The organism is Streptomyces blastmyceticus (assembly GCF_039521185.1).
Lineage (GTDB): Bacteria > Actinomycetota > Actinomycetes > Streptomycetales > Streptomycetaceae > Streptomyces > Streptomyces blastmyceticus.
On the sequence record NZ_BAAABW010000025.1, the window covers coordinates 42,549 to 66,092 of the forward strand.

The window sequence follows — 23,544 nt, forward strand, 5'->3', positions numbered from 1 at the left end:
CGGCACCCCTCATGGCACGGGATCCGGGCGCTACGCCTCGACGGTGACGGCGGCCGCTCCGGAGGCGAAGGCCGGGCTGCCCAGCTGGAAGCCGACCGACACCACGCCGAGCGGGGCCGCCGGGTCGACCTCCAGCTCCGGGTAGAGCGTCGCCGTCTTCCCCGGGTCCAGCTCCAAGGCGGAGGCGCGGACGGTCAGGGTGCGGCTGTCGGCCGACCGCTCGGCGACGTTGACGGTCTCCCTGGGTGCGTCGTCCTGCCGGGTCATGACCAGCCGGTTCTCCGTGAACCGCAGGCCCTCCGGAGCGGTGAGGACGATCTGCTGGGTGCCGATCCGGCTCTGCCCGGTGTTCGTCACCTTGAAGACCGCCGGATACACCCACTGCTGCCCGCGCCGCACCTTGGCCCGGTCCCGCTGGAGCTGCTCCACCCGGGCGCTCCCGGCGGAGGCGCTGGTGACCTTGGCCGCGATCTGCACCGGCTGCCGCTTGCCGATGGTCGCGGAGCCGTCCGTCCGCAGGCCCGGGGCGGAGCCGGGCAGGGCGAGGAGCGGGATGGAGTAGACGAAGGAGCCGGTGTCGGTGGGGGTGGTGTTCAGGTGCGGATTGGCCGCGATGATCAGCGTGCGCCCGCCGTCGATGACCTGGAAGTCGAGGTCGCCGGAGATCACCCCGTGGGAGGCGGTGTGGTACGCGTAGACCGGCTTGCCGGTGAAGACGAATCCGGTCGGGGCGGTGTAGCGCTGGATGACGACCCCGGGGTTGACCGGACGGCTGGTCGGCGACAGGAAGCGCAGGTCGACGCGCGCGCTCTGGCCCGGCGCGGCCTCCGGGACGGTCTCCTGATAGATCGTCAGTGCGGTCTCGTCCCCGACGGGCGCGGGCACCACGATGGAGACGGGCAGCGTGTAGGTGTTGTCCTTGAGGTTGAGCTCGCCGCCGTACTGGATCTCCAGCGTCGACTCGTACGTGCCCGGGATCAGGCCGTTGGGAGCGGTCACCCGGAACACCCCGTCCAGCGAACCGGCGTTGGGGAAGAGCTGTGCACCCGTGAAGGTGCGGGTGAGGCGGCGGCCGCTGGTGCCGGGTCCGCCGAGCAGGCCCTCCGCCAGGGTGAGGACGACGGTCACGTCCCCGCCGTCGACGGTCGCCGGACCCCGGCTGCGGATCCGGGCACCGAGGTCGAACTCCTGGCCGCGCGGCACGGAGACGGGGTGCACGACCTCGCCGTAGAGGTCGGCCGCCGGGGGCGTGGGCGGTACGACGGCGGCGGCGCCGTAGACCTTGCGGATGCGGTGGTTGGAGTAGTCGGCGATGTACAGGGACCCGGCGGTGTCCACCGCCACGCCGATGGGGCCGTACAGCCGCGTGCCCACGGCCGGACCGCCGTCCGCGACATAGCCCGCGACGCCGTCGCCCGCGACGGTCGTGATGATGCCGTCCGTGTCGACCTTCCGCACCCGCTGGTTGCTGTACTCGGCGATGTACAGGGACCCGGCGGCGTCGACCGCCACGGCCCCGGGGACGTTGAGCCGCGTGGCGACGGCGGGGCCGCCGTCCGAGACGTAGCCCGCGACGCCGTTGCCGGCGACCGTGGTGATGATCCCGTTCGTGTCCACCTTCCGCACCCGGTGGCCGCCCCACTCGCCGATGTAGAGGTTTCCGGCCGCGTCCACCGCCACCCCGGTCGGGGTGCTGAGCCTGGTGGCGATGGCGGGGCCGCCGTCGGAGACGAAGCCCGCCTGACCGTTGCCCGCCACCGTGGTGATGATCCCGTTCGGGGACACCTTCCGCACCCGGTGGTTGCCGGCCTCGGCGATGTAGAGGTTCCCGGCCGCGTCCACCGCTACGCCCTGCGGGCTGTTGAGCTTGGTGGCGACGGCGGGCCCGCCGTCGGAGACGAACCCGGCCTGACCATTGCCCGCGACGGTCGTGATGATCCCGTTCGGGGACACCTTCCGCACCCGGTGGTTGTTGGTGTCGGCGATGTAGAGGTTCCGCGCGCCGTCCACCGCCAGACCGATGGGGTTGTTGAGCGAGGTGCCCAGCGCGGGCCCGCCGTCCGAGACGAAGCCCGCGGTGCCATTGCCCGCGACCGTGGTGATGATCCCGTTCGGGGACACCTTCCGCACCCGGTGGTTGCTCTGGTCGCCGATGTAGAGGTTGCCCGCCGCGTCCACTGCCACACCACGCGGGTAGTAGAGGCTGGTGCCGGCGGCCGGGCCGCCGTCGGCGACGTATCCCGCGGTGCCGGTGCCGGCCACGGTGACGATCGTGCCGTCGGGGTAGGGCGATGCGGCTAAGGCGGACGCGTTGGCGTTCGTGGTCATCACGGTCTCCTGTCAGGGTGGAGTGGGCTGCTGCGCAGGGGAATTCCGGGCATGCCTCGGGGAATCGGGAACGCGAAAGGAGAAACCGCCGCGCTCCAGCGGCATCGACTACGGCAAAGACGCGCAGGGGCCGCGGAGTTCGGGAGGATGACACCCCGAATTCGGCCCGGGATCGCGGTACTCCACGCCTCGCACCATCGCCCGAAAATTCACTCGACGAATCCGCCGTCCTTGATCAGATGCATGACCACCCGAAATCCACGAACTCCGCAGCCGTACAAGGAGAATCGAGCGGTGACCACCGAGTCAATACGGCCGCCTCGGACACGGGCGAACATCGGCCATGAATACCGGCCAGCCAACGCACGCTATTTCGCCAGTGGTTGAAAGGGGAGCCCGGGTGCGGCGCCCATGAGCGACCGCACCCCCTGCCCCTCAGGTGCCGTCGGGCACCATCGGCATGGCCAGCACCGCCGCCGCGATCGACTGCGGGCGGTCGTACATCAGCAGGTGGCCCGCCGGTGCCACTGCCTCGAAACGGCCGTCGAGGCGGGTCGCGAGGGCGCGCTGGCGCTCCAGCCAGCGGCGCTCGACGGCGGAGCCGGTGCCCGGGGAGGCCGCGAGGACGGTCACCGGCACGGGCGGCATCGGGTGCCGGTCCCGCAGCTCGTGGAGCTCGGCGGCCACGTCGCGGTAGCGGGCGTTCTCCATCAGCAGGGCGCGCAGCACCCGGCCGGTTCCGTAGGTGCGGCGCACCAGCTCGGCGGAGGCCGGGTCCTGGCGGGTGACCGAGGCGGCCCGGACCGTCAGCTTGCGCAGGGAGGGGCCCAGCGCGCGGGGCAGCCCCGTGGCGGCGAGCACCAGGCCCCGGGCGTGCGCGGCGGTGGTGCGGAGCTCACGGGCGGGTGCGGGTCTTGGCTCGTCCTCCACGCTGCTGTCGACGAGGACGATCCCGGTCGTGCGCTCCGGGTGCAGCCGGGCGAACGCCTCCGCGTGGAAGCCCGCGAGGGAGTGCCCGACGACCGTCGCCGGTTCCTTCAGCCCCAGGGCGTCGAGGACGCCCGCTATCCGCGCGGCCTCGCCCGCGGCGGTGGGCGGTTCCAGGGGCGGCGCGCTGAAGCCGAGCCCCGGCCGGTCGAAGCGGACGACGGTGCGGTGGTCGGTGAGCAGCGGCACGACGGGTTCCCAGTCGAACCAGCCCATGCCGAGCCCCGCGCTCAGCACGCACACGGGCCCCGACCCCTCGCACACCACGTGCAGCGGCACCCCGCCGACCCTCAGCATGTGCCCTGGTGGCCGCTCCATACCGTCCACACTGTCCCCCTTGTCGCCGTCCGTCCACACCGCGCCCGCCGGGAAGACACCCGCCGGCCGGGGGCGGAAGCCCACCGGCCGGAGCGCGACGAGACGACCGTACCGGCGCGCGGCGGGTGCCCGCGCCACACCCCCTCGGCCGACCGGCCTGTTCGCCACGTACACGCAGTCGGGGGCGGGTCGTCACACCCCGGCGTCCGCCTTCGGCCGCTGCGGTGCGCCCTGCTCCGGTTCGCGGTGTTCGGGCGCCACCCAGTGCGGCTTGCGGAACTTCAGCAGGGCGAGCGGCGCGAGGAAGCCGATGACCAGCAGGCCGCCTCCCACGGTGAGGACGTAGCGCCACAGCGGCCCGCCGCCGAACTGGTCCGGCGGGACGAAGCCGATGCACATGGCCGCGAGCGACGCCGCGAAGCCGACGCCCGCGACCAGCCGCACAGCCGGGACGCGGAAGCCGCGGGGCCGGTCCGGCTGGGTGGTGCGCAGCCGGACGACGGCGGCGAACATCAGCAGATAGACGACCAGATAGATCTGGGTGGTGATCACCGAGAAGATCCAGTAGGCGCTGGAGACATCGGGGATGAAGGCGTAGAGCAGCGCGATGAGCGTGGTGAGCACGCCCTGGGCGACCATGATGTTGCGCTGCACGCCGTGCTTGTTGAGCTTCTGCAGGACGGGCGGCAGATAGCCCTCCTGCCGGGCGACCATCAGCAGGCCCTTCGAGGGGCCCGCCAGCCAGGCGAGCATGCCGCCGAGCGCGGCCACCACGAGCATCACGCCGACGACCTTGGTCAGCCAGCCCACGTGGAAGTGGTCGAAGAAGCCCTGGAACGCCTGCATCACGCCCGCGGTCAGGCTGAGGTCCTCACCCGGCATCACCCAGCTGATGGCGAGCGCCGGGAGGATGAAGATCAGCAGGACGAGTCCGGTGGCGGCGAAGACCGAGCGCGGGAACTGCCTGCCGGGTTCGCGCAGCGAGGCGACGTGCACGCCGTTCATCTCCATGCCCGCGTAGGACAGGAAGTTGTTGACGATCAGTACGAGGCTGGCGAGCCCGGTCCACGGCGGCAGGAAGTGGCCGCTGTCCATGGGTGCGGCGGAGGCGTTGCCCTGGCCGAGGAAGACCAGCCCGAGCACGACGAGGACCGCGCCGGGGATCAGCGTGCCGATCACCAGGCCCGCCCCGGCCAGCCCGGCGACCGCCTTCGTGCCGCGCGAGGAGATCAGCACGCCCGACCAGTAGACGACGACGATGACCAGGGCGATGTAGAGGCCGTTGTCGGCGAGCCTGGGGTCGATGACGTACGCGAACGTGCTGGCCACATAGGCCAGCAGGCTCGGGTAGTAGGCGATGGTCATCGCGAACTGGCACCAGACGGCCAGGAAGCCGAGCGGCTTGGAGAGCCCTTCGCTCACCCAGCGGTAGACGCCGCCGGTCCAGCCGGAGGCGAGCTCGGCGGAGACGAGCGCGGTCGGCAGCAGGAAGACCACGGCGGGTACGACGTAGAGGAAGACGGCGGCGAGGCCGTAGATCGCCATGGACGGCGAGGGCCGCAGGTTGGCGACCGACGCCGTGGTCATCATCGCGAGGGTCACCCACGAGATGAACTGCGGCTGGGTGGCGCCCGGGGTGGCGGCGCCCGTGGCGAGGGGACGGTCGTCCCTCACCTGGTCCGTGATGGTCATGTGAGGTGGAGCGTCCTTTATGCGGGCGTCGATCGTGTGCGCCCCAATGATCCCATCAACGGCGCCTGGAGGAGGTATACCCCGAGGGGGTAAGGTGCGACGGAGTTGTCGCAGGGGCCTCGGGAGACGCGTGATGGACGGACAGCGGAAGGCCACCGCCTGGTGCGGGCGCCTGCTGCTGTTCGCCGCGCTGCTGCTGGGCATCGTGACCATGCACACGCTGGGTCACCCGGCGGGGCACGGCGGGAGTCGGGGGACGGCGTCGCACGCGATGGCGCCGATGACAGGCGATCCGGCCGTCGCTCCGCACACGACGACCGACCACCGCGCCGCCTCCGTCGACGGCGAGAGCCACGGCATGGACCCTATGTCCGTCTGCCTCGCCGTACTCGGATCCGCCCTGCTGGCGCTCGTTTCGCTGCTCGGCGTGGCCGCGCTGCGGCGCCTCGCCCCGGCCCTGGCCGTCGTCCGCGCGCGGCTGCTCGCCGTCCTCCGGCCGATCCCTCCCCCGCCACGGCACAAGGCCCTCGCCCGGCTGTCGGTACTGCGCGTGTAGCAGCGCGTGCCGCTGCGCTTCCGCGCGCAGTGGCACGCGCCGCGACCACGTCCCGCAGGACCCGACACCACGAGGTGCCTTTCCCCATGCGTTCCACCACCCGCCGCGCCGTGCTCGGCGCGGGGCTCGCCGCTGCCGGAAGCGGACTGCTCGCCGCCTGTTCCGGGGGCTCGGACAGCGGCTCGTCCGCCGCCACACCCTCCGCCGACTACCTCGCCCCGGACGGGCGGGAGGTCGCCGCCGCCGAGGCGAAGCGCGGCACCGGGCCCGTACGGAAGGTGACCCTGACGGCCACCCCGGCCCGCCTCGACCTGGGCGGGCTCACGGTCGACTCCTGGGCGTACGGCGACCGGCTGCCCGGCCGGGAGATCCGGGTCACCGCCGGTGACACGCTCGCGCTGACCCTCGCCAACCACCTGCCCGAGGCCACCTCGCTGCACTGGCACGGGCTGGCGCTGCGCAACGACATGGACGGCGCCCCGGGCGTCACCCAGCGCCCCATACGCGCGGGCGCGTCGTTCGACTACCGCTTCACCGTCCCGCACCCCGGCACGTACTGGGTCCACCCGCACTCGGGCGTCCAGCAGGACCGGGGGCTGTACGCGCCGCTGATCGTGGAGGACCCCAAGGAGCCGCTCTCCTACGACAAGGAGTGGGTGGTCGTCCTGGACGACTGGGTCGACGGCGTGGACGGCAGCACGCCGGACGCGGTGCTCGCCGAACTCAGCAGGGGCATGGGCGGCATGGACCACGGCGGGCACGGCATGTCGAAGATGCCGGGCATGGCGATGAGCACCGGGAAGCCCGGCCCGTCCGGCCCGCCCCGGATGATGATGGGGGCGGCCAGTCCGCTCCTCGGCGGGGACGCGGGCGACGTCGCCTATCCGCACTACCTCGTCAACGGGCGCACGCCGGACGCCCCGGAGACCTTCACCGCGAAGCCGGGCGACCGGATCCGGATCCGTTTCCTCAACGCGGGCGGCGACACGGCCTTCCGGGTGTCTCTCGGCGGCCACCGGATGACGGTCACGCACACGGACGGCTTCCCCGTCGAGCATGCGGAGACGGACACGCTGCTGCTGGGCATGGGCGAGCGGTACGACGTGCTGGTCGAGGCGGGGGACGGGGTGTTCCCGCTGGTCGCGCTGGCGGAGGGCAAGAAGGCCGCGGCGCTCGCCGTGCTGCGTACGGGCGGGGGCGCCGCGCCCGACGCGTCCGTACGCCCGCGGGAGCTGGACGGCACCCTGCTGACCGCCGACCGCTTGAAGGCCGACCGGAGCGTGCTGCTCAAGGACCGCCGCCCCGACCGGACGCTCACACTCCGTCTCACCGGCGGGATGGCGAAGTACGACTGGGCGATCAACGCGAGGAAGTACGCGCCCGGCCGGCGCTATCCGGTGGCGGCGGGCGAGCGGGTCCGGCTCGTCTTCGTGAACGACACGACGATGTGGCACCCCATGCACCTGCACGGCCACACCTTCGCGCTGCCCGGCGGCGGGCCGCGCAAGGACACCGCGATCGTCCGCCCGGGGCAGCGGCTGGCGGTCGACTTCGACGCCGACAACCCGGGGCTGTGGATGCTGCACTGCCACAACGTCTACCACGCGGAGTCCGGGATGATGACGGTCCTCGGCTACCTGCGCTGACCTCCGACCGACCGAAGAACCGCGGGGCCCGCGTCCGGTACCGGACGCGGGCCCCGCGGGCTGTCGTACGGCGTGGCTCAGACGGCCAGCGGCACCTGGGTGCCGGGCTCGACCTTGCCGTAGTGGTCGACGACCTTGTTCAGCTCGAACTGGTAGTAGAGCGCGTGGAAGCCGATGAACGCGAGCAGCAGGCCGATGCCGCCGCTGCACGAGGGCGTCAGGCCCGCGGCGCGCTGGGCCTCGGAGATGCGCCCGCCCGTGTTGAAGACCGAGACGAGCGGCGGAATGAACAGGAAGGCGCCCAGCGTGATCGCCAGCACCGACATGGCGGGGTTGATGTGCCGCCGGCTGTCGAACTGCGCCATCTCCTTGTTGACCTTGTAGTGCCAGACGATGCTGTAGATGCCGAGGGTGATGATCGGCAGACCCAGCCAGGCGGCGAAGGGGTTGCGGCGCTTCATCGCCAGGCCGTAGGCGGCGGGGCCCGGGGCCGGGTAGCCCATCGGCGCCTGCTGCGGGTAGCCCGAACCGTACGGGTTCTGAGGCGGCACGGCCGGGGGGTAGGGGCTCTGCGGCGCGGGCTGGCCCCACTGCGGCGGCTGCGTGCTCAACGCGGTCTCCTAGGAAGAACTTCGACAAGACATGCCTGAGGCATATGCCTCAGGCAGATGGCGAAGCTTGTCACAAGATCACATGCGCCCGCCACGATATGGCGCCGCTCACAGCGCACTCACAGCGCTCCTCATAGATCGCGTCAGACAGACGATTACACTGGACGTCGTGGCTCAACTTCGTCTCGCTCTGAATCAGGTCGACTCCTGTGTCGGCGACCTCGCCGGGAACGCCGAGTCGATCGTCCGCTGGGTGCGGCACTCCGCCGAGCAGGGCGCCCATCTGGCGGCCTTCCCCGAGATGGCGCTGACGGGCTACCCCGTCGAGGACCTCGCGCTGCGCTCCTCCTTCGTCGAGGCCTGCCGGGAGACGCTGCGCGCCCTCGCCGCCCGGCTCGCCGCCGAGGGCCTCGGCGAACTGCCGGTCGTCGTCGGCCACCTCGACCGCAGCGAGGAGACGCAGCCCCGGCTGGGCCGCCCCGCGGGCGCGCCGCGCAACGCCGCCGCCGTGCTGCACCGGGGCGAGGTGGCGCTGTCCTTCGCCAAGCACCACCTGCCCAACTACGGCGTCTTCGACGAGTTCCGCTACTTCGTGCCCGGCGACACCATGCCGGTGGTGCGGGTGCACGGCGTCGACGTCGCGCTCGCCATCTGCGAGGACCTGTGGCAGGAGGGCGGCCGGGTGCCCGCCGCCCGCTCCGCCGGCGCCGGTCTGCTGCTGTCGATCAACGCCTCCCCGTACGAGCGCGAGAAGGACGACACGCGGCTGGAGCTCGTCCGCAAGCGCGCCCAGGAGGCCGGCTGCACGACCGCGTACCTCGCGATGACCGGCGGCCAGGACGAGCTGGTCTTCGACGGGGACACGATCGTCGTCGACCGCGACGGCCAAGTCATCGCGCGCGCCCCGCAGTTCGAGGAGCGCTGCGTGGTGATCGACCTCGACCTGCCGGCCGCCGCGGCCGAGGCGCCGGCCGGGGTGGTGGACGACGGCCTGCGCATCGACCACGTCGTGCTCTCCGCCGACCCGCTCCCGCCGTACGGGGCGAAGTGGCCCGGCACGGTCGCCGAGCGGCTGGGCGACGCCGAGGAGGTGTACGAGGCGCTGGTCACCGGCCTGCGCGCGTACGTCACCAAGAACGGCTTCCGCAGCGTCGTGATCGGGCTCTCCGGCGGCATCGACTCCGCGCTCGTCGCCGCCATCGCGTGCGACGCGCTCGGCGCGGCGAACGTCCACGGCGTGGCCATGCCGTCCCGCTACTCCTCCGAGCACTCGATCGCCGACGCCGAGGAGCTCGCCCGGCGCACCGGTCTGCACCTGCGGACCGTGCCGATCGCCCCGATGTTCGACGCGTACATGGGGGCGCTGGGGCTCACCGGGCTCGCGGAGGAGAACCTCCAGTCGCGGCTGCGCGGCACGATGCTGATGGCGGTCTCCAACCAGGAGGGCCACATCGTGCTCGCGCCGGGCAACAAGTCCGAGCTGGCCTGCGGTTACTCCACGCTCTACGGCGACTCCGTCGGCGCGTACGGGCCGATCAAGGACGTCTACAAGACGTCCGTCTTCCGGCTCGCCAAGTGGCGCAACCGGGCGGCCGAGGAGCGCGGCGAGACCCCGCCGATCCCGGAGAGCTCCATCACCAAGCCGCCGAGCGCCGAGCTGCGGCCGGGCCAGGTGGACACGGACTCGCTGCCGGACTACGACGTGCTGGACCGGATCCTGGAGCTGTACGTCGACCGGGACCGCGGCCGCGCGGAGATCGTGGCGGCGGGCTTCGACGCGGAGCTGGTCACGCGGGTGCTGCGGATGGTCGATGCCGCGGAGTACAAGCGGCGGCAGTATCCGCCGGGTACGAAGATCTCCGCGAAGGGTTTCGGCAAGGACCGGCGGTTGCCGATCACCAATAAGTGGCGCGAGACGTTGTAACGGGGCCTCGGACGCCGGACGGGCTGAAATCAGCCCGTCCGGCAATTTCTCAGTAGTGACCCGGCCCGTTCGCCTCCGGGCAGACCACTACCGAGCCGTCCGGCTGTGCGATGAGGCCCTTGCCCTCGCAGTGCTGGCACGGCTGCTGCTGGCGTTCGTCACCGCTCATGTCTGCTCCCCCCGTGGGATCTTGAAGACGTGCCCGCATCCTTCATAGGTGATCCGCCCGCCCGCGAGCGTGCCCGGCTCCAGCATCACGGACGACGGCAGCCGGCCGCACGCGGGACACGTGGGGAATCCACTGCGCACCGGGATGACGACCGGCACCCCGGACGACATCTCCAGGTGGATGCCGCCCCGCACACAGAACTGGCGGATCTCTGAAACCTGTCCTTCGGTGAGCGTCGGCTGTGTCATGGCCTGACGGGACCACTCCTTCCCTTTTCGCTTCGGGGCCGCGCGCCGCCGCGCACCTCAAGCCCGTCGAGCAGCGCCTTCGTGGCCAGCGCGACCGCGTCCACGGCGTGCTCGAACACCGCCTGGTTGTGCGCGGCGGGCGCCCGGAAGCCGGACACCTTCCGTACGTACTGCAGGGCCGCCGCGTGGATGTCCTCGTCGCCCACCTCGGGCGTCACCGGCGGTCTGAGCGTCTTGATGCTGCGGCACATGCTCCCAGTGTGCCGCGCACCACTGACGGCCCGCCGCCCATGGCCAAGGGCTGTCAGTGACGGATGCCGGCGGATTCCGGTGCCCGGTCGCCCTGCCGCTCGCCGGAGGCGACCACCCGGGAGCCGCCCGCGGTGGTGGGGCGGTCGCGGTCCAGCAGGCCCGCGGCCACCGCGACGGCCAGGCCGACGACGGCGAGCGCGGCGCCGACCAGGGTCGGGGAGGTCCAGCCCCAGCCGGCGGCGATGGCGACGCCGCCCAGCCAGGCGCCACCCGCGTTGGCCAGGTTGAACGCCGAGTGGTTGGAGGCGGAGGCCAGTGTGGGCGCCTGCCGCGCCTTGTTCATGACCAGCATCTGGAGCGGTGTGGTGGTCATGAAGCCGACCGCGCCCAGGATCACGACGGTGACGAGCGCCGCCCACTTCACGTGGACGGTGAAGTCGAAGGCGACGAGCACGGCGGCGAGCGCGGCCAGCGATCCGTACAGCGTGGGGCGCAGCGCCCGGTCGGTCAGCGGTCCGGCGACGAGCGCGCCGAGGGTCATGCCGATGCCGAAGAGGGCGAGCACGATGGTCACGGAGGATTCGGCGAAGCCGGTGACCTCGGTCATCATCGAGGCGAGGTAGCTGTAGACGGCGAAGACCCCGGCGAATCCGAAGACGGCGGTGAGCAGGCCGAGCAGCACCTGCCGGTCGCCGAGGGCGCGCAGCTCCTGGCCGAGGCCCTCGCCGCGCTCGCGCGGGATCCGCGGGACGAGGGCGGCGAGCGCGGCCATGGCCACCAGCCCGATGACCGCGACGACCAGGAAGGTGGCGCGCCAGCCGAGGTGCTGGCCGAGCAGGGTGGCGGTGGGGACGCCGACGATGTTGGCGACCGTGAGGCCGAGGAACATCGTGGCGACCGCCCGCGCCTGGCGGCCCTCGCTCACCAGCCGGGAGGCGACGACCGCTCCGACGCCGAAGAAGGCGCCGTGCGGCAGGCCCGCGAGGACCCGGCCGGCGATGAGCAGTCCGTAGGTCGGGGCGAGCGCGGAGGCGAGGTTCCCGATGGTGAAGAGCGCCATCAGGAGCACCAGCATGAGCTTGCGCGGGACGCGGGAGCCGAGGGCGGTGAGCAGCGGGGCGCCGACGACGACCCCGAGGGCGTAGGCGGAGACGAGGTAGCCGGCGGTGGGGACGGACGTGCCCAGGTCGTCGGCGACGTTGGGCAGCAGCCCCATCATCACGAACTCGGTCGTGCCGATACCGAAGGCGGAGACCGCGAGGGCGAGCAGCGCCAGGGGCATGAGGGGACAGCCTTTCGAGGGGGTGTGTTCCTGCGGGGACGTGGGCCTGCCGCCCACGGAAAGTTCCCCCGAAGAACAAAGCCTCTCAGGCAGTTGTTCCCACTGTCGTTCCCTTTTGCGAACGATCAGGTGAACAGGTCGGTCAGATCTTCATCCGCGCCGCCACCGGCAGGTGGTCGCTGCCCGTCTTGGGCAGGGTCCAGGCGGAGACGGGGTCCATGCCGCGCACCATGATCTGGTCGATGCGGGCCATCGGGAAGCTCGCGGGCCAGCTGAAGCCGAAGCCGTCGCCCGCGGCGCCCTGCGCGGAGCGCAGCTGCGAGGTGATGGGGGCGAGCGAGCGGTCGTTCATGGTGCCGTTGAGGTCGCCGAGGAGGAGGACCTTCTTCTCGGGCTCCTTGGCGATGGCCTCGCCGAGCGCCTCGGCGCTGTTGTCGCGCTGTCCGGCGGTGAAGCCCGCGTTGAACTTCACGCGCACCGACGGCATGTGCGCGACGTAGACGGCGACGGGGCCCTGCGGCGTCTTGACCGTGGCGCGCAGCGCCCGGGTCCAGCCCATGCGGATGTCGACGGGCTGGACGAGCTGCAGCGGGTACTTGCTCCAGATGCCGACCGTGCCCTGCACGGAGTGGTACTTGTAGCTGCTCGCGAGCGCCTGCTCGTACGTCGGGACGGCCGACGCCTTGAGCTCCTCCAGCGCGACGACGTCGGCGCCGGAGGCGGCGACGTCCCTGGCGGTGCCGGCCGGGTCGGGGTTCTCGGCGTTGACGTTGTGGGTGGCGACCGTGAAGTTGCCGCCCTTGCCGGACTTGTCGGTGAGCAGCCCGCCGAAGAGGTTGACCCAGGCGACCGCCGGCAGCAGCAGGGCGATCAGCGCGGTCGCGGAGCGGCGCAGCACGGCGAGGACGAGCAGCACCGGTATGCCGAGGCCGAGCCACGGCAGGAAGGTCTCGGTGAGGCTGCCGAGGTTGCCCACCCGGTTGGGGAGGTGGGTGTGCAGCAGCATCAGCAGGCCGAGGAGGGCGGCGATCGCGGCGACGACCAGGCCGCGCCGCCAGACGCCCGGGCCGCGCCACTGGCCCATGAGGCGCCGGGCCCGGGCGCCGGCCCGCTCCGGACCGGTCCCGTCTCGGCCCGTCTCCTGCATGTGCGCCTGCGCCATCGACTGCCCTCACTGATCATCCGCTGTGGCCCCCGCACGACGATAGGTGATCACCGGTGCCGGGACGTTCCGTCCGCCCCGGGTGGGGCGTCGGTCTGGAGGACGTGTGTGCGGCCCGCCCGGGTTCCGGTGGGCGGGCCGTGCGGGCGGGCTGTGACACAACGGGCATATTCGAGCGCGCACCGCTGTCCCGCGGATCTTCGCGGGCCGCGGCCGGGCCGGGCGCGGTCAGCCGGCGGGCCGCTCCGCCCTGGGCCGCGCGCCCTCCATGACAGCGTCGACGATCTCCTCGGCCAGCCCCTCCGGCAGGTCGTGCCACTCGTGGAGCATGGCCCGGGAGAGCATCGGGCTGACGAAGAGGTCGGAGAGCAGCTGGACGTCGACGTCGGAGCGGAGCTCGCCGGTGGTCATGCCGCGGCGCAGCACCGCGTGGACCGTCTCGCGCCGGGCGAGGATGACCGTCTCGTGGTACTCCTTCCAGAGCCTGGGGTGGGCCTGGACCTGGCTGATGACCGTGCGCAGGACGGCGGAGGAGCGCTTGGCGAGGCCGCGCCTGCGTAGCATTTCCAGGAGGACGACGAGGTCGTCGCGGGCCGAGGTGCCGGGGAGCTCGGGGTCGGCGTCCTCCATGGAGCGCAGGACGTCGAGCATCAGCTCCTCCTTGCCGGACCAGCGCCGGTAGAGGGTGGCCTTGCCGACACCCGTCTCGCGGGCGATCCGCTCCATCGACAGCTCGCCCATGGTGACGCCCTCCTCGAGGAGGCGCAGGACGGTCTCGACGACGGCGGTGTCGACGGCGGCGTTGCGCGGGCGGCCGCGCCGCTCGGCGGGCAGCGCCGCCGCTGCCGGCGTGGTCGTCGTACCGCCCTGTGCCCGGTCGGTCATGCGCCCGCCCCCGCCTGTTCCTTCTGAGCGTCCGGCCGGGTGTCCGCGCCGTCCGTGCGGGTGGCCTTGCGGCCGGGCAGGAAGAGCGCGACGACGGCCGCGCCGAGCAGGGCGACGGCCGTGGAGCCCATGACGGTGACGTGCATGGCGTGGATGAAGGCGTCGTTGGCCGGGCCGATGAGCGCCTTGCCCTGCGGGCCGAGCTTCTCGGCGACGCCCAGGGTGGCCTCGATGGACTCGCCCGCGGCGTGCCGCGCGGAGTCGGACAGGCCGGGGACGGCGTCGAGCTCGCCGGAGATGCCGTCGCGGTAGGTGGTGGAGAGCACGGAGCCGAGCACCGCGACCCCGAGCGCGCCGCCGACCTGCCGGAAGGTGTTGTTCACGGCGGAGCCGGAACCGGCCTTCTCGCGGGGCAGCGACTGCATGATCGAGACGGTGGCGGGCGGCATGATGTGCGCCATCCCCGTGCCCTGGAGGAAGAACAGCACCTCGAGGACCCAGATCGGGGTGTCGGTGCCGAGCAGCAGGAAGCCCGCCGTGGTGGCGGCGACCAGCAGCATGCCGACGGTGCACACGGCCTTGGCGCCGTACTTGTCGACGACCAGGCGGGCGCGCGGCGCGAAGAACATCTGGGCGGCGGCGAGCGGCAGGAGCAGCAGGCCGCTCTGGAGCGGGGTGTAGCCGCGCACGCTCTGGGTGTAGAAGACGATGAAGAAGGTGGTGCCCATCAGCGCGAAGAAGACCAGCGAGATGGAGGAGACCGCGGCGGAGAAGGCGGGGTTGCGGAAGTAGCGCACGTCGATGGCCGGGTGGTCGCTGCGCCGCTCGTGCAGGACGAAGGCCACCAGGACCACCAGTCCGCCGAGGACCGTGCCGTAGACCTCGGGCCGGGTGAAGTCGGCGAGCTGGCCGCCCTTGATGATGCCGTAGACCAGCAGGACGAGGCCGACGACGGACAGCAGCACGCCGACCGGGTCGAGGCGGCCGGGTCTGGGGTCCTTGGAGTCGGGGACGAGCAGCACCATCGCGATCAGGCCGACGATCACGATCGGGACGTTCACGAGGAAGACCGAGCCCCACCAGAAGTGGTCGAGCAGGATCCCGCCGGTGATCGGCCCTATGGCGATGGCGAGCCCGACGGCCCCGGCCCAGATGCCGATGGCCTTGGGCTGCTCCTCGCGCTCGAAGACGTTCATGATGATGGCGAGGGTCGCGGGCATCACGAACGCGCCGCCGAAGCCCATCACGGCGCGGAAGGCGATCAGCTCGCCGGACGAGCCGGAGAAGGCGGAGAGCACCGAGCCGACGCCGAAGACGACCATGCCGAAGAGCAGGACCTTCTTGCGTCCGAGCCGGTCGCCGAGCAGTCCCGCCGTGAAGAGTATTCCGGCGAAGACCAGGGTGTAGGAGTTGATCGCCCACTCGAGCTGGCTCTGTGTCGCACCGAGGCCGGTGGGCGCCGGGGAGGCGATGGTCTTCATCGCCACGTTCAGGATCGAGTTGTCGAGAACCACGATCAGGAGGCTGAACAGCAGCACGGTCAAAATCGCCCACCGTCTGCGATGGACCGCCTCGGGAACCCGGCGGGCCGGGATATCAGTCGACATGCGGAACAGCGTACGTTCCTTTCGATACGACCCCGTCTCGTATTGGAAAGTCTTTGCGAAGGACCGCTCTGGTCTGCCCGCGCGGGCCGTGTCAGCATGGAGGTGATCCGGGGACGCCGTCAGGGCGCCTCGAGACGACTTCACAGGAGCCACCGCCATGACGCATGCCCCGAACACCCCAGACAGCAGCCCCGCCAACCCCAAGGCGCTGTACGGAGGGAAGAGTTCCCGGCGGGTCACCGTCCGCGACATCGCCGCCGCCAAGGCGCGCGGCGAGAAGTGGCCCATGCTCACCGCCTACGACGCGATGACCGCCTCCGTCTTCGACGAGTCCGGCATCCCCGTCCTGCTGGTCGGCGACTCCATGGGCAACTGTCACCTCGGCTACGAATCCACGGTGCCCGTCACCATGGACGAGATCGCCGTGCTCTCCGCCGCCGTCGTACGCGGCACCCAGCGCGCCCTCGTCGTCGCCGACCTGCCCTTCGGCTCGTACCAGGAGGGCCCCGTCCAGGCGCTGCGCAACGCCACCCGGCTGGTGAAGGAGACGGGCGTCGGCGCGATCAAGCTGGAGGGCGGCGAGCGCTCCGCCGAGCAGATCAAGCTGCTCGTCGAGGCGGGCATCCCGGTGATGGCGCACATCGGCCTCACCCCGCAGTCCGTCAACGCCTTCGGCGGCTACCCGGTCCAGGGCCGCGGCGAGGAGGCGGCCCAGCAGTTGCTCCGCGACGCCAAGGCGGTCCAGGACGCGGGCGCCTTCTCGGTCGTCCTGGAGCTGGTCCCGGCGGAGCTCGCCGCGGAGGTGACGCGCACCCTGCACATCCCGACGGTCGGCATCGGCGCCGGTCAGGAGTGCGACGCGCAGGTGCTGGTGTGGACGGACATGGCGGGCATGACGTCCGGCCGCGTGCCGCGCTTCGTGAAGCAGTACGCGCAGCTGCGCGAGACGCTGGGCGAGGCGGCGCGCGCGTTCGGCGCGGACGTCGTGGGCGGCGCGTACCCGGCTGAGGAGCACGCCTTCCACTAGCCGGCCCGGGGGCGAGAGGCCCCTGTCGGCGGCCTGTCGGCGGACTGTAGGTGCGTTGTCAGTGGGTGCTGCGACTGTTGACCCATGACGCGAAAGAACACCTCGGGAAGCGGCGGGAACGCCGTCGAAGTCCGGGGCCTGGTGAAGCACTTCGGTGCGACCAAGGCCCTGGACGGGGTCGACCTGGACGTGCGCGAGGGCACCGTCCTCGGCGTGCTGGGCCCCAACGGCGCGGGCAAGACCACTCTGGTCCGCGCCCTGTCCACCCTCATCAGGCCCGACGCGGGCACCGCCCGCGTCGCGGGCTACGACGTCCTCACCCAGCCCCGGCAGCTGCGCCGGGTGATCGGGATGACCGGGCAGTACGCCTCGGTGGACGAGAAGCTCTCCGGATTCGAGAACCTCTACATGATCGGGCGGCTGCTCGACCTCTCCCGCAAGGACGCCCGGCGCCGCGCCGACTCGATGCTGGAGCGCTTCTCCCTCACGGAGGCGGCCAAGCGGCCCGCCATGCAGTATTCGGGCGGCATGCGCCGCAGGCTGGACCTGGCCGCGTCCATGATCGGCCAGCCGGCGGTGCTGTATCTGGACGAGCCGACCACCGGCCTCGACCCCCGCACCCGCAACGAGGTGTGGGAGGAGGTCCAGCGGATGGTCACCGAGGGCGCCACCGTCCTGCTCACCACGCAGTACATGGAGGAGGCCGAGCAGCTCGCGCAGGAGCTGACGGTCATCGACCGGGGCCGGGTGATCGCGGGCGGCCGGGTCGACGAGCTCAAGGCGAAGGTCGGCGGCCGCACCCTGGTGATCCGGCCCGCCGACCGCGGCGAGCTGCCCCGCATGGTGGGCGCGCTGGCCCAGGCCGGGCTGGACGGCATCACCGGCGCGAGCGCCGACGAGGCGGAGGGCACGGTCAGCGTCCCGCTGCTGAGCGACGAGCAACTGACCGCGGTGATCGGCCTGTTGAGCGAGCGGGGCTTCGCCGTCGCCGACATCAGCACCCATCTGCCCAGCCTCGACGAGGTGTTCCTGGCCGTCACCGGCCAGAAGGCATCCGCCCCGGCGGAGCAGGACGACACGGACGCACTCCAGGAGGTCGCCGCGTGAGCAGCGCAACGGCAACGGCGGGGGCGCCCGTGAAGGCCGCCGCCGGCGAGGGACGGATCGGCCCGCGGGCCAACCTCCGCCACATCGGGGCGCTCGCGCGCCGCAACATGCTCCAGATCAAGCAGGACCCGGAGTCGATGTTCGACGCCGTGCTCATGCCGGTCATCTTCATCCTGCTGTTCACCTATGTCTTCGGCGGCTCCATCGGCGGCAAGGGCAACGAGCGGGAGTATCTGAACTACCTGGTCCCCGGCCTGATGGCGATGATGGGGATGAACATCTCCATGGCGGTCGGCACGGGCATCAACGACGACTTCAAGAAGGGGGTGATGGACCGCTTCCGCACCATGCCGATAGCCCGGTCCTCGGTCCTCGTCGCGAAGATCGTCGTCGAGGTCGGCCGGATGCTCATCGCGACGGCGATCCTGCTGGGCATGGGCTTCGCCCTGGGCCTGACCGTCAGCACCTCGGTGCTGCACCTGCTGGCGGCGGTGGTGCTGTCCATGGTCTTCGGCGCCTCCCTGATGTGGATCTTCATCCTGCTCGGCCTGACCATGAAGACGCCGCAGGCCGTCCAGGGCATCGCCATGATCGTGCTGATGCCCCTGCAGTTCGGCAGCTCCATCTTCGCGCCCACCACCAACATGCCTGGCTGGCTGGAGGGCTTCACGGAGTACAACCCGCTGTCCAACCTCGCCGACGCCGCACGCCACCTGATCAAGGGCGGCCCGGTGGCCCACTCGGTGTGGATGGTCCTGGCCTGGTCGGTCGCCATCACGGCCGTGACCGCGCCGCTGGCCGTCTCCCGGTTCCGCAGGAAGACCTGACCCGGCGGGCCCCGGGCGTCGCGTCATACGAGGGCGGTGGCCTCCTCCAGGGTGAGGCCGCCGCCCTCGGCGTACGCACGCTCGTAGGCCGCGTCGCCCAGCACCGGGCGGGCCCCCGCCTCCGCGCGCTCCATGACCTCGCGCTCCAAGGACGTCGGAGGGAAGTCGACGGGACGCAGCCCCTCGGAGGCGCCCAGCAGGCGGGCCGCGGTGACGGCCCCTTCCGCACCGCCCAGTTCGGCGTGCGCCAGCGCCGCGTACTTCAGCTGCACCACGGCCAGCTGCGGCACGACGAGCTGCGCCAGCGGGTCCTCGGTCATCACGAGCCCGGTCCGCAGCCTCGGCAGCGCCTCCGCGGGCTTGCCCTCCAGGACGTCGAGCCAGCCGATCTGGCCGTGCATCATGCTCTGGAAGACCGCGAGGACACCCTTGGAGAAGTCGGCCATCAGCTCGTCGAAGATCTCCCGCGCCTCCACCGTGCGGCCGCCGCGGGCGATGCAGGTGGCGAGCTGGACCCGGGCGAATGCCGACGCCTCCGGGTTGGCCTTGTCGGCCTCCCCGATCGCCTGGCGGAGCAGCCGCTCGCCCTCCACGGCGTCGATGGCCCCCGACTCCATCAGCGCCTCGGCCATCCGGCCACGGAGCGCGGGCACCTCGCCCGGCGCGCCGAGCGCCAGCACCTCGTCGACGGCCTCGCGGTAGGCGTCCGCCGCGAGCGTGAACTCGCCCCGCCGCTCGTACGCCTCGCCGCGCCCCGACAGCGCCTCGGCCACGCCCCAGGCGTCCCCGAGCCGCCGGAAGATCTCCAGGGCCTCCTCGGCGTCCCGCGCGCCCTGTTCGAGCCGCCCCTTGCGGTCGTTGAGGATCTTGGCGCGGAGCTGGAGGCTGTGGGCGAGCTCCCATTCGTAGCCGAGCTCGCGGCAGCGCTCCACACCCGCGTTCACGGCCGCGTCCATGGCCTCGAAGTCGCCGGACAGCATGATCGCGAAGAACCACATGAAGCCCGGCACACGGCAGTTCTGCGGCTGCCCCTCGCCGTACGCCTCCAGGACGCCGCGCACCCGCCGCCGGGTCTCGGGCGTGCCGATCAGCTGCATATTGCTCTCGACGTTGGCGAGCGCGATCATCCGCACGCAGCGCCGGGCCTCGACCAGCAGCTCGGGTGACATCGGAGGCGGGGCGTCGGTGCAGCCCACATACAGCGGAGGGGCCGGCTCCACGGGGTCGGCGAAGGGGTCGGGACCCAGGGCCGCGGCCGCCTCCGCCCAGCTGCGGACGTCGCTGCGGTGGTCCCGCAGCTGCCAGAACCAGGCCAGGGACAGCACCATGCACAGCGCCTCCTGCTCGTCCCGCGCGGCGACGGCGCGCCGCAGCGCGGAGCGGAGGTTGTCGTGTTCGAGCTCCAGCCGGTCCAGCCAGACGCGCTGCGCGGGCCCGCGCAGCAGCGGGTCGGCGGTGCGCGCGAGCTCCCGGTAGGCGACCAGGTGGCGGCGTTCGACGGCGGCGCGCTCCCCGGCCTCGTCCAGCCGCTCGGCGGCGTACTCCCCCACGGTCTCCAGCAGCCGGTAGCGCATGTCGCCGCCGGTGGCAGGCGCGGCGACGACCAGCGACTTGTCGACCAGCGAGCCGAGGAGCGCGGCGACGTCCCGCGACCCGACGGCTCCCCCCGAGCACACCTCCTCGGCCCCGGCGAGGTCGCAGCCGCCGGAGAAGACCGACAGCCTGCGCAGGACGGCCCGTTCGGGCGCGTCCAGGAGATCCCAGGACCAGTCGACGACCGCGCGCAGGGTCTGCTGTCTGGGCAGCACCGTACGGCTGCCGGAGGTCAGCAGCCGGAAGCGGTCGTCGAGGCGGTCGGCGAGCCCGCGGGGGGTGAGCATCCGGAGCCGGGCGGCGGCCAGTTCGATGGCCAGCGGCAGCCCGTCCAGCCGCCGGCAGATCTCCGCGCACGCCTCGGGGTCGGCCTCGACACGGAAGCCCGGGCGGGCCGCGGCGCCCCGGTCGGCGAGCAGCCGCAGCGCGACGGGGTCGGGCAGCGGCTCCACGGGCCGCACCAACTCGCCCGGTACGGCCAGGGGTTCGCGGCTCGTGGCCAGCACCGTCACGTCCGGGCAGTGCGCGAGGAGCGTCTCGGCGAGCCGGGCCGCGGCGTCGACGACATGCTCGCAGTTGTCGAGCACGAGCAGCATGCGGCGCGGCGCGCAGTGCTCTGCGAGCCGGTCCAGCGGGTCGAGCAAGGCGGCCTCGGCGGCCCGTATCCCCTCGGCGGTGGTGCCGCGCACGACGGTCTCGCGCGCGCCCAGCGCGGTGAGCACGGCCTCGGGCACGGTGCCGGGGTCGTCGACGGGCGCGAGCTCGGCGAGCCAGACGCCGTCCGGCCAGCTCCCGTCCACGGCGGCGGCCGCCTCGGCGGCCTCCTGCGACAGCCGCGTCTTCCCGGCCCCGCCGGGCCCGAGCAACGTCACCAGCCGATGCCGCCCGAGATCGCCCCGTATCAGCTCCAGCTCCCCTTCCCGCCCGACGAAGGAGGTGAGCCGGGCCCGCAGGTTGCCGTGACGGGCGGGGCCGCCGTCCGGCGCGGGCAGGCCGTACGAACCGGGGGGCGCATGGGGCGCGGGGGTTCCATGGGGCACGCCACCCGGCGCGGGGCCGCCTTGCGGCGCGGAGGCTGCGCCCGGCACCTCGGGTGCGGCACCCGGGCCCAAGGCACCCCAGGGAGGGTACGGCTCGCCCGGCGCCGTCGCGCCGCCCCGCACGGAAGCCGCCGGCACCTCGTCCACACCCGCCAGCAACTCCGCGTGCAGGGCGCGCAGTTCGGGGCCCGGGTCCGCGCCCAGGCTGTCGGATATCGCCGTGCGGACCGTCTCGTACGCCGCGAGGGCCTCCGCCGGGCGGCCCGCGGCGCGCAGGGCGCGGAGGTGGAGGGCGTGGAGCGGTTCGTCCAGGGGGTGGTCGGCGCAGAGCTCGGCCAGTTCGGGCAGGATCCGCTCCGCGCGCCCGAGGGCGACCTCGGCGGCGAGCTGCCCGCGCCGGGCGTCGAGGCGGCCGGCCTCGTAGCGCCCCGCCAGGGCCGAGCGGCCGGGCAGGTCGGCCAGGACGGGTCCGCGCCAGAGGGCGAGGGCCTCGCCGAGCAGGGCGGCGGCCCGCTCCGGGTCGGCTGCGGCGAGCGCCGCCGCACCTTCGTCGGCCAGCCGCCGGAAGCGGTGGAGGTCGACGTCGCCGGGTTCCGCGCACAGGCGGTAGCCACCGTCCGCGGAGGCCACCGCGTCGGCGCCGAGCGCGCGCCGCAGCCGGCCGACGAGCGCCTGGAGGGCCCCGGCCGCGTCGGCGGGCGGTTCTCCGTCCCAGACGGCGTCGATCAGCGCCTCCGTGGTGCGGATGCGCCCCGGGTGCAGGGCGAGCGCCGCGAGGAGAGCGCGCAGCCTGGGGCCGCCGACGGCGGTGGGACGACCGTCGTCGGAATGGGCCTGGGTGGTGCCGAGGATGCCGTAACGCACGGACCCATTCTCCCCCGGCCCGTCCACCGGGTTTTTTCACCGCCCGCCGCAGGCGTTGCACCGAGGGGGCGGGGAGGAAGTACGGTTCGCCCCGTACGTTCGTACACCCGGGGCATTCCCGGCAGCACTGGAATTCCCGGCAACACCGGCCAAACCTTCAGGAGCGCACACCTATGTCGACAGCGACCCGCGGCGAACGGCGCGTGAGCCCCGTCTTCCTCGCCCTCGTCGCCATCATGGCGGTCTCCATATGGGCGGTGTGGACGGACTTCTCGGCGAGCCCCGGCTTCGCCGTCTTCCTCTTCATCGTCTCGGGCTGGATCGTCTCGCTGTGCCTGCACGAGTACGCGCACGCGCGCACGGCCCTGTTCGGCGGCGACATCTCGGTGGGGGCGAAGGGCTATCTGACGCTCGACCCGCTGAAGTACACGCACGCCGTGCTGAGCATCGTGCTGCCCGTGATCTTCGTGATCATGGGCGGGATCGGCCTGCCGGGCGGCGCGGTGTTCATCGAGCGGCACCGCATCAGCGGCCGCTGGCGGCACAGCCTGGTCTCGGCGGCGGGCCCGCTTACCAACGTCCTGTTTGCAGCCGTCGTCGCGGCGCCCTTCTGGCTGGGCGCGATGGACGGCGTGCCGGACCACTTCCGCTACGCGCTGGGCTTCATGGTGCTGCTCCAGGTCACCGCGGCGATCCTGAACGCCCTGCCGGTGCCGGGCCTGGACGGCTATGGCGTGATCGAGCCGTGGCTGTCGTACAGGATCCGGCGGCAGGTGGAGCCGTTCGCGCCCTTCGGCCTGCTCGCGGTCTTCGGCTTCCTGTGGATCCCCGAGGTGAACCACGCCTTCTTCGACATGATCAACTCGGTGCTGCGCGGCCTGGGCGTGACGGAGTGGGACACCTACTGGGGAAGGCAGCTGTTCCGCTTCTGGCAGGGCACGCCGGACATCCCGCGCATCAGCGACCTCGTCGTCAGCTGACGCCCGCGCCCTGCTCGGCGGCGCGGTCGTTCTTCGCCTTGCGCACGTAGTACCAGGCGATGTTGGACGAGACGCCGAGCAGCAGGACCCAGACGATGCCGAGCCAGCTGCCCTGGGCGAACGAGACGACGGCCGCCACCGTCGCGAGGACGCATACGGCGATGGCGTAGAGGGCGAGGCGGGGCATGGGGGACGGCTCCTGTCCGGGGGCGCGTGTGCGTACGTTCCCTATTGTCCCCCACGCATCCGCTGCGCTTTGCGGGCGGCTCGTAGTTCTGTCCGTTGTCCGTGCCGCCTGCGGCGGAGCGCCCTGCGGGCGCGGCCTCAAGCGCCGGCCGGGCTGGATTTTGGGGCTCGTCACCGTTGCCACGGTGCGGGGCCGTGCCGCTCCGGGTCGACGCGGGACTGCTTCGCTTTACGTCCCGCGCCGACCCTGCGC

General features: G+C 72.3%; 19 protein-coding genes. 7 read left to right on the top strand and 12 right to left on the bottom strand.

Going from position 1 to position 23,544, the window contains the following annotated elements:
• Positions 1–30: 30 nt before the first annotated feature.
• The 3 genes from ABD269_RS22435 to gadC all read right to left on the bottom strand — a co-directional run bounded on the left by ABD269_RS22435 (position 31) and on the right by gadC (position 5,325).
• Positions 31–2,328, bottom strand: a complete 2,298-nt coding sequence (locus tag ABD269_RS22435; protein WP_344120361.1) for an NHL repeat-containing protein — start codon at positions 2,326–2,328, stop codon at positions 31–33.
• Positions 2,329–2,763: 435 nt separating this feature from the next.
• Positions 2,764–3,633, bottom strand: coding sequence for an alpha/beta fold hydrolase (locus ABD269_RS22440; protein WP_301894509.1), 870 nt, complete (start codon positions 3,631–3,633; stop codon positions 2,764–2,766).
• 192 nt (positions 3,634–3,825) lie between these two features.
• Positions 3,826–5,325, bottom strand: a complete 1,500-nt coding sequence (gadC, locus tag ABD269_RS22445; RefSeq protein WP_344120363.1) for a glutamate/gamma-aminobutyrate antiporter GadC — start codon at positions 5,323–5,325, stop codon at positions 3,826–3,828.
• 133 nt (positions 5,326–5,458) lie between these two features.
• Between gadC and ABD269_RS22450 the strand changes: the two genes are divergently transcribed.
• Positions 5,459–5,881 carry a DUF6153 family protein gene (locus ABD269_RS22450; protein ID WP_344120365.1) on the top strand — a complete coding sequence of 141 codons (423 nt, stop codon included), beginning with the start codon at positions 5,459–5,461 and terminating at the stop codon, positions 5,879–5,881.
• Positions 5,882–5,967: 86 nt separating this feature from the next.
• Positions 5,968–7,527, top strand: a complete 1,560-nt coding sequence (locus ABD269_RS22455) for a multicopper oxidase family protein (RefSeq protein WP_344120367.1) — start codon at positions 5,968–5,970, stop codon at positions 7,525–7,527.
• Between the two features lie 77 nt (positions 7,528–7,604).
• Here the strand turns inward: ABD269_RS22455 and ABD269_RS22460 are convergent, their stop codons facing one another.
• Positions 7,605–8,138, bottom strand: coding sequence for a DUF4234 domain-containing protein (locus ABD269_RS22460; RefSeq protein ID WP_344120369.1), 534 nt, complete (start codon positions 8,136–8,138; stop codon positions 7,605–7,607).
• Between the two features lie 169 nt (positions 8,139–8,307).
• Between ABD269_RS22460 and ABD269_RS22465 the strand changes: the two genes are divergently transcribed.
• Positions 8,308–10,062: an NAD+ synthase gene (locus ABD269_RS22465; protein WP_344120372.1), complete on the top strand. Its 1,755-nt coding sequence runs from the start codon at positions 8,308–8,310 to the stop codon at positions 10,060–10,062.
• Between the two features lie 165 nt (positions 10,063–10,227).
• On the opposite strand, the gene ABD269_RS22470 is transcribed toward ABD269_RS22465, so the two are convergent.
• The 6 genes from ABD269_RS22470 to ABD269_RS22495 form a co-directional block, all read right to left on the bottom strand.
• Entirely contained in the window at positions 10,228–10,479 is a 252-nt protein-coding gene (locus ABD269_RS22470; protein WP_301887846.1) for a hypothetical protein, read from the bottom strand.
• Complete coding sequence (locus tag ABD269_RS22475) at positions 10,476–10,730, bottom strand: DUF2277 domain-containing protein (protein WP_301887845.1); 255 nt, start codon at positions 10,728–10,730, stop codon at positions 10,476–10,478. Before ABD269_RS22475 ends, ABD269_RS22470 begins: the two co-directional genes overlap by 4 nt.
• Before the next feature lie 53 nt (positions 10,731–10,783).
• Positions 10,784–12,013, bottom strand: a complete 1,230-nt coding sequence (locus ABD269_RS22480) for an MFS transporter (RefSeq protein WP_344120376.1) — start codon at positions 12,011–12,013, stop codon at positions 10,784–10,786.
• A gap of 142 nt (positions 12,014–12,155) precedes the next feature.
• Positions 12,156–13,097 carry an endonuclease/exonuclease/phosphatase family protein gene (locus tag ABD269_RS22485; protein WP_425572961.1) on the bottom strand — a complete coding sequence of 314 codons (942 nt, stop codon included), beginning with the start codon at positions 13,095–13,097 and terminating at the stop codon, positions 12,156–12,158.
• Between the two features lie 306 nt (positions 13,098–13,403).
• Entirely contained in the window at positions 13,404–14,060 is a 657-nt protein-coding gene (locus ABD269_RS22490) for a TetR/AcrR family transcriptional regulator (RefSeq protein ID WP_344120379.1), read from the bottom strand.
• Positions 14,057–15,667 (bottom strand): MFS transporter, encoded by a 1,611-nt coding sequence (locus ABD269_RS22495; RefSeq protein WP_344120381.1) that lies wholly within the window; start codon positions 15,665–15,667, stop codon positions 14,057–14,059. Before ABD269_RS22495 ends, ABD269_RS22490 begins: the two co-directional genes overlap by 4 nt.
• A 157-nt stretch (positions 15,668–15,824) precedes the next feature.
• Here ABD269_RS22495 and panB point away from each other — a divergent pair, with 157 nt between their 5' ends.
• The 3 genes from panB to ABD269_RS22510 all read left to right on the top strand — a co-directional run bounded on the left by panB (position 15,825) and on the right by ABD269_RS22510 (position 18,628).
• Positions 15,825–16,694: a 3-methyl-2-oxobutanoate hydroxymethyltransferase gene (gene panB / locus ABD269_RS22500; protein WP_344120383.1), complete on the top strand. Its 870-nt coding sequence runs from the start codon at positions 15,825–15,827 to the stop codon at positions 16,692–16,694.
• Between the two features lie 84 nt (positions 16,695–16,778).
• Entirely contained in the window at positions 16,779–17,801 is a 1,023-nt protein-coding gene (locus tag ABD269_RS22505; protein WP_344120385.1) for an ATP-binding cassette domain-containing protein, read from the top strand.
• Positions 17,798–18,628, top strand: coding sequence for an ABC transporter permease (locus ABD269_RS22510; RefSeq protein WP_301887838.1), 831 nt, complete (start codon positions 17,798–17,800; stop codon positions 18,626–18,628). Before ABD269_RS22505 ends, ABD269_RS22510 begins: the two co-directional genes overlap by 4 nt.
• Before the next feature lie 23 nt (positions 18,629–18,651).
• Here ABD269_RS22510 and ABD269_RS22515 read toward each other — a convergent pair whose 3' ends face one another.
• Complete coding sequence (locus tag ABD269_RS22515; protein WP_344120388.1) at positions 18,652–22,125, bottom strand: AfsR/SARP family transcriptional regulator; 3,474 nt, start codon at positions 22,123–22,125, stop codon at positions 18,652–18,654.
• A gap of 173 nt (positions 22,126–22,298) precedes the next feature.
• Between ABD269_RS22515 and ABD269_RS22520 the strand changes: the two genes are divergently transcribed.
• Positions 22,299–23,105, top strand: coding sequence for a site-2 protease family protein (locus ABD269_RS22520; protein WP_301887835.1), 807 nt, complete (start codon positions 22,299–22,301; stop codon positions 23,103–23,105).
• Here ABD269_RS22520 and ABD269_RS22525 read toward each other — a convergent pair.
• The gene (locus ABD269_RS22525) at positions 23,098–23,292 is read right to left on the bottom strand and encodes a hypothetical protein (protein ID WP_301887834.1); all 195 of its coding nucleotides are present in this window, start codon (positions 23,290–23,292) and stop codon (positions 23,098–23,100) included. The two genes, ABD269_RS22520 and ABD269_RS22525, sit on opposite strands and share 8 nt — an antisense overlap.
• Positions 23,293–23,544: the final 252 nt, after the last annotated feature.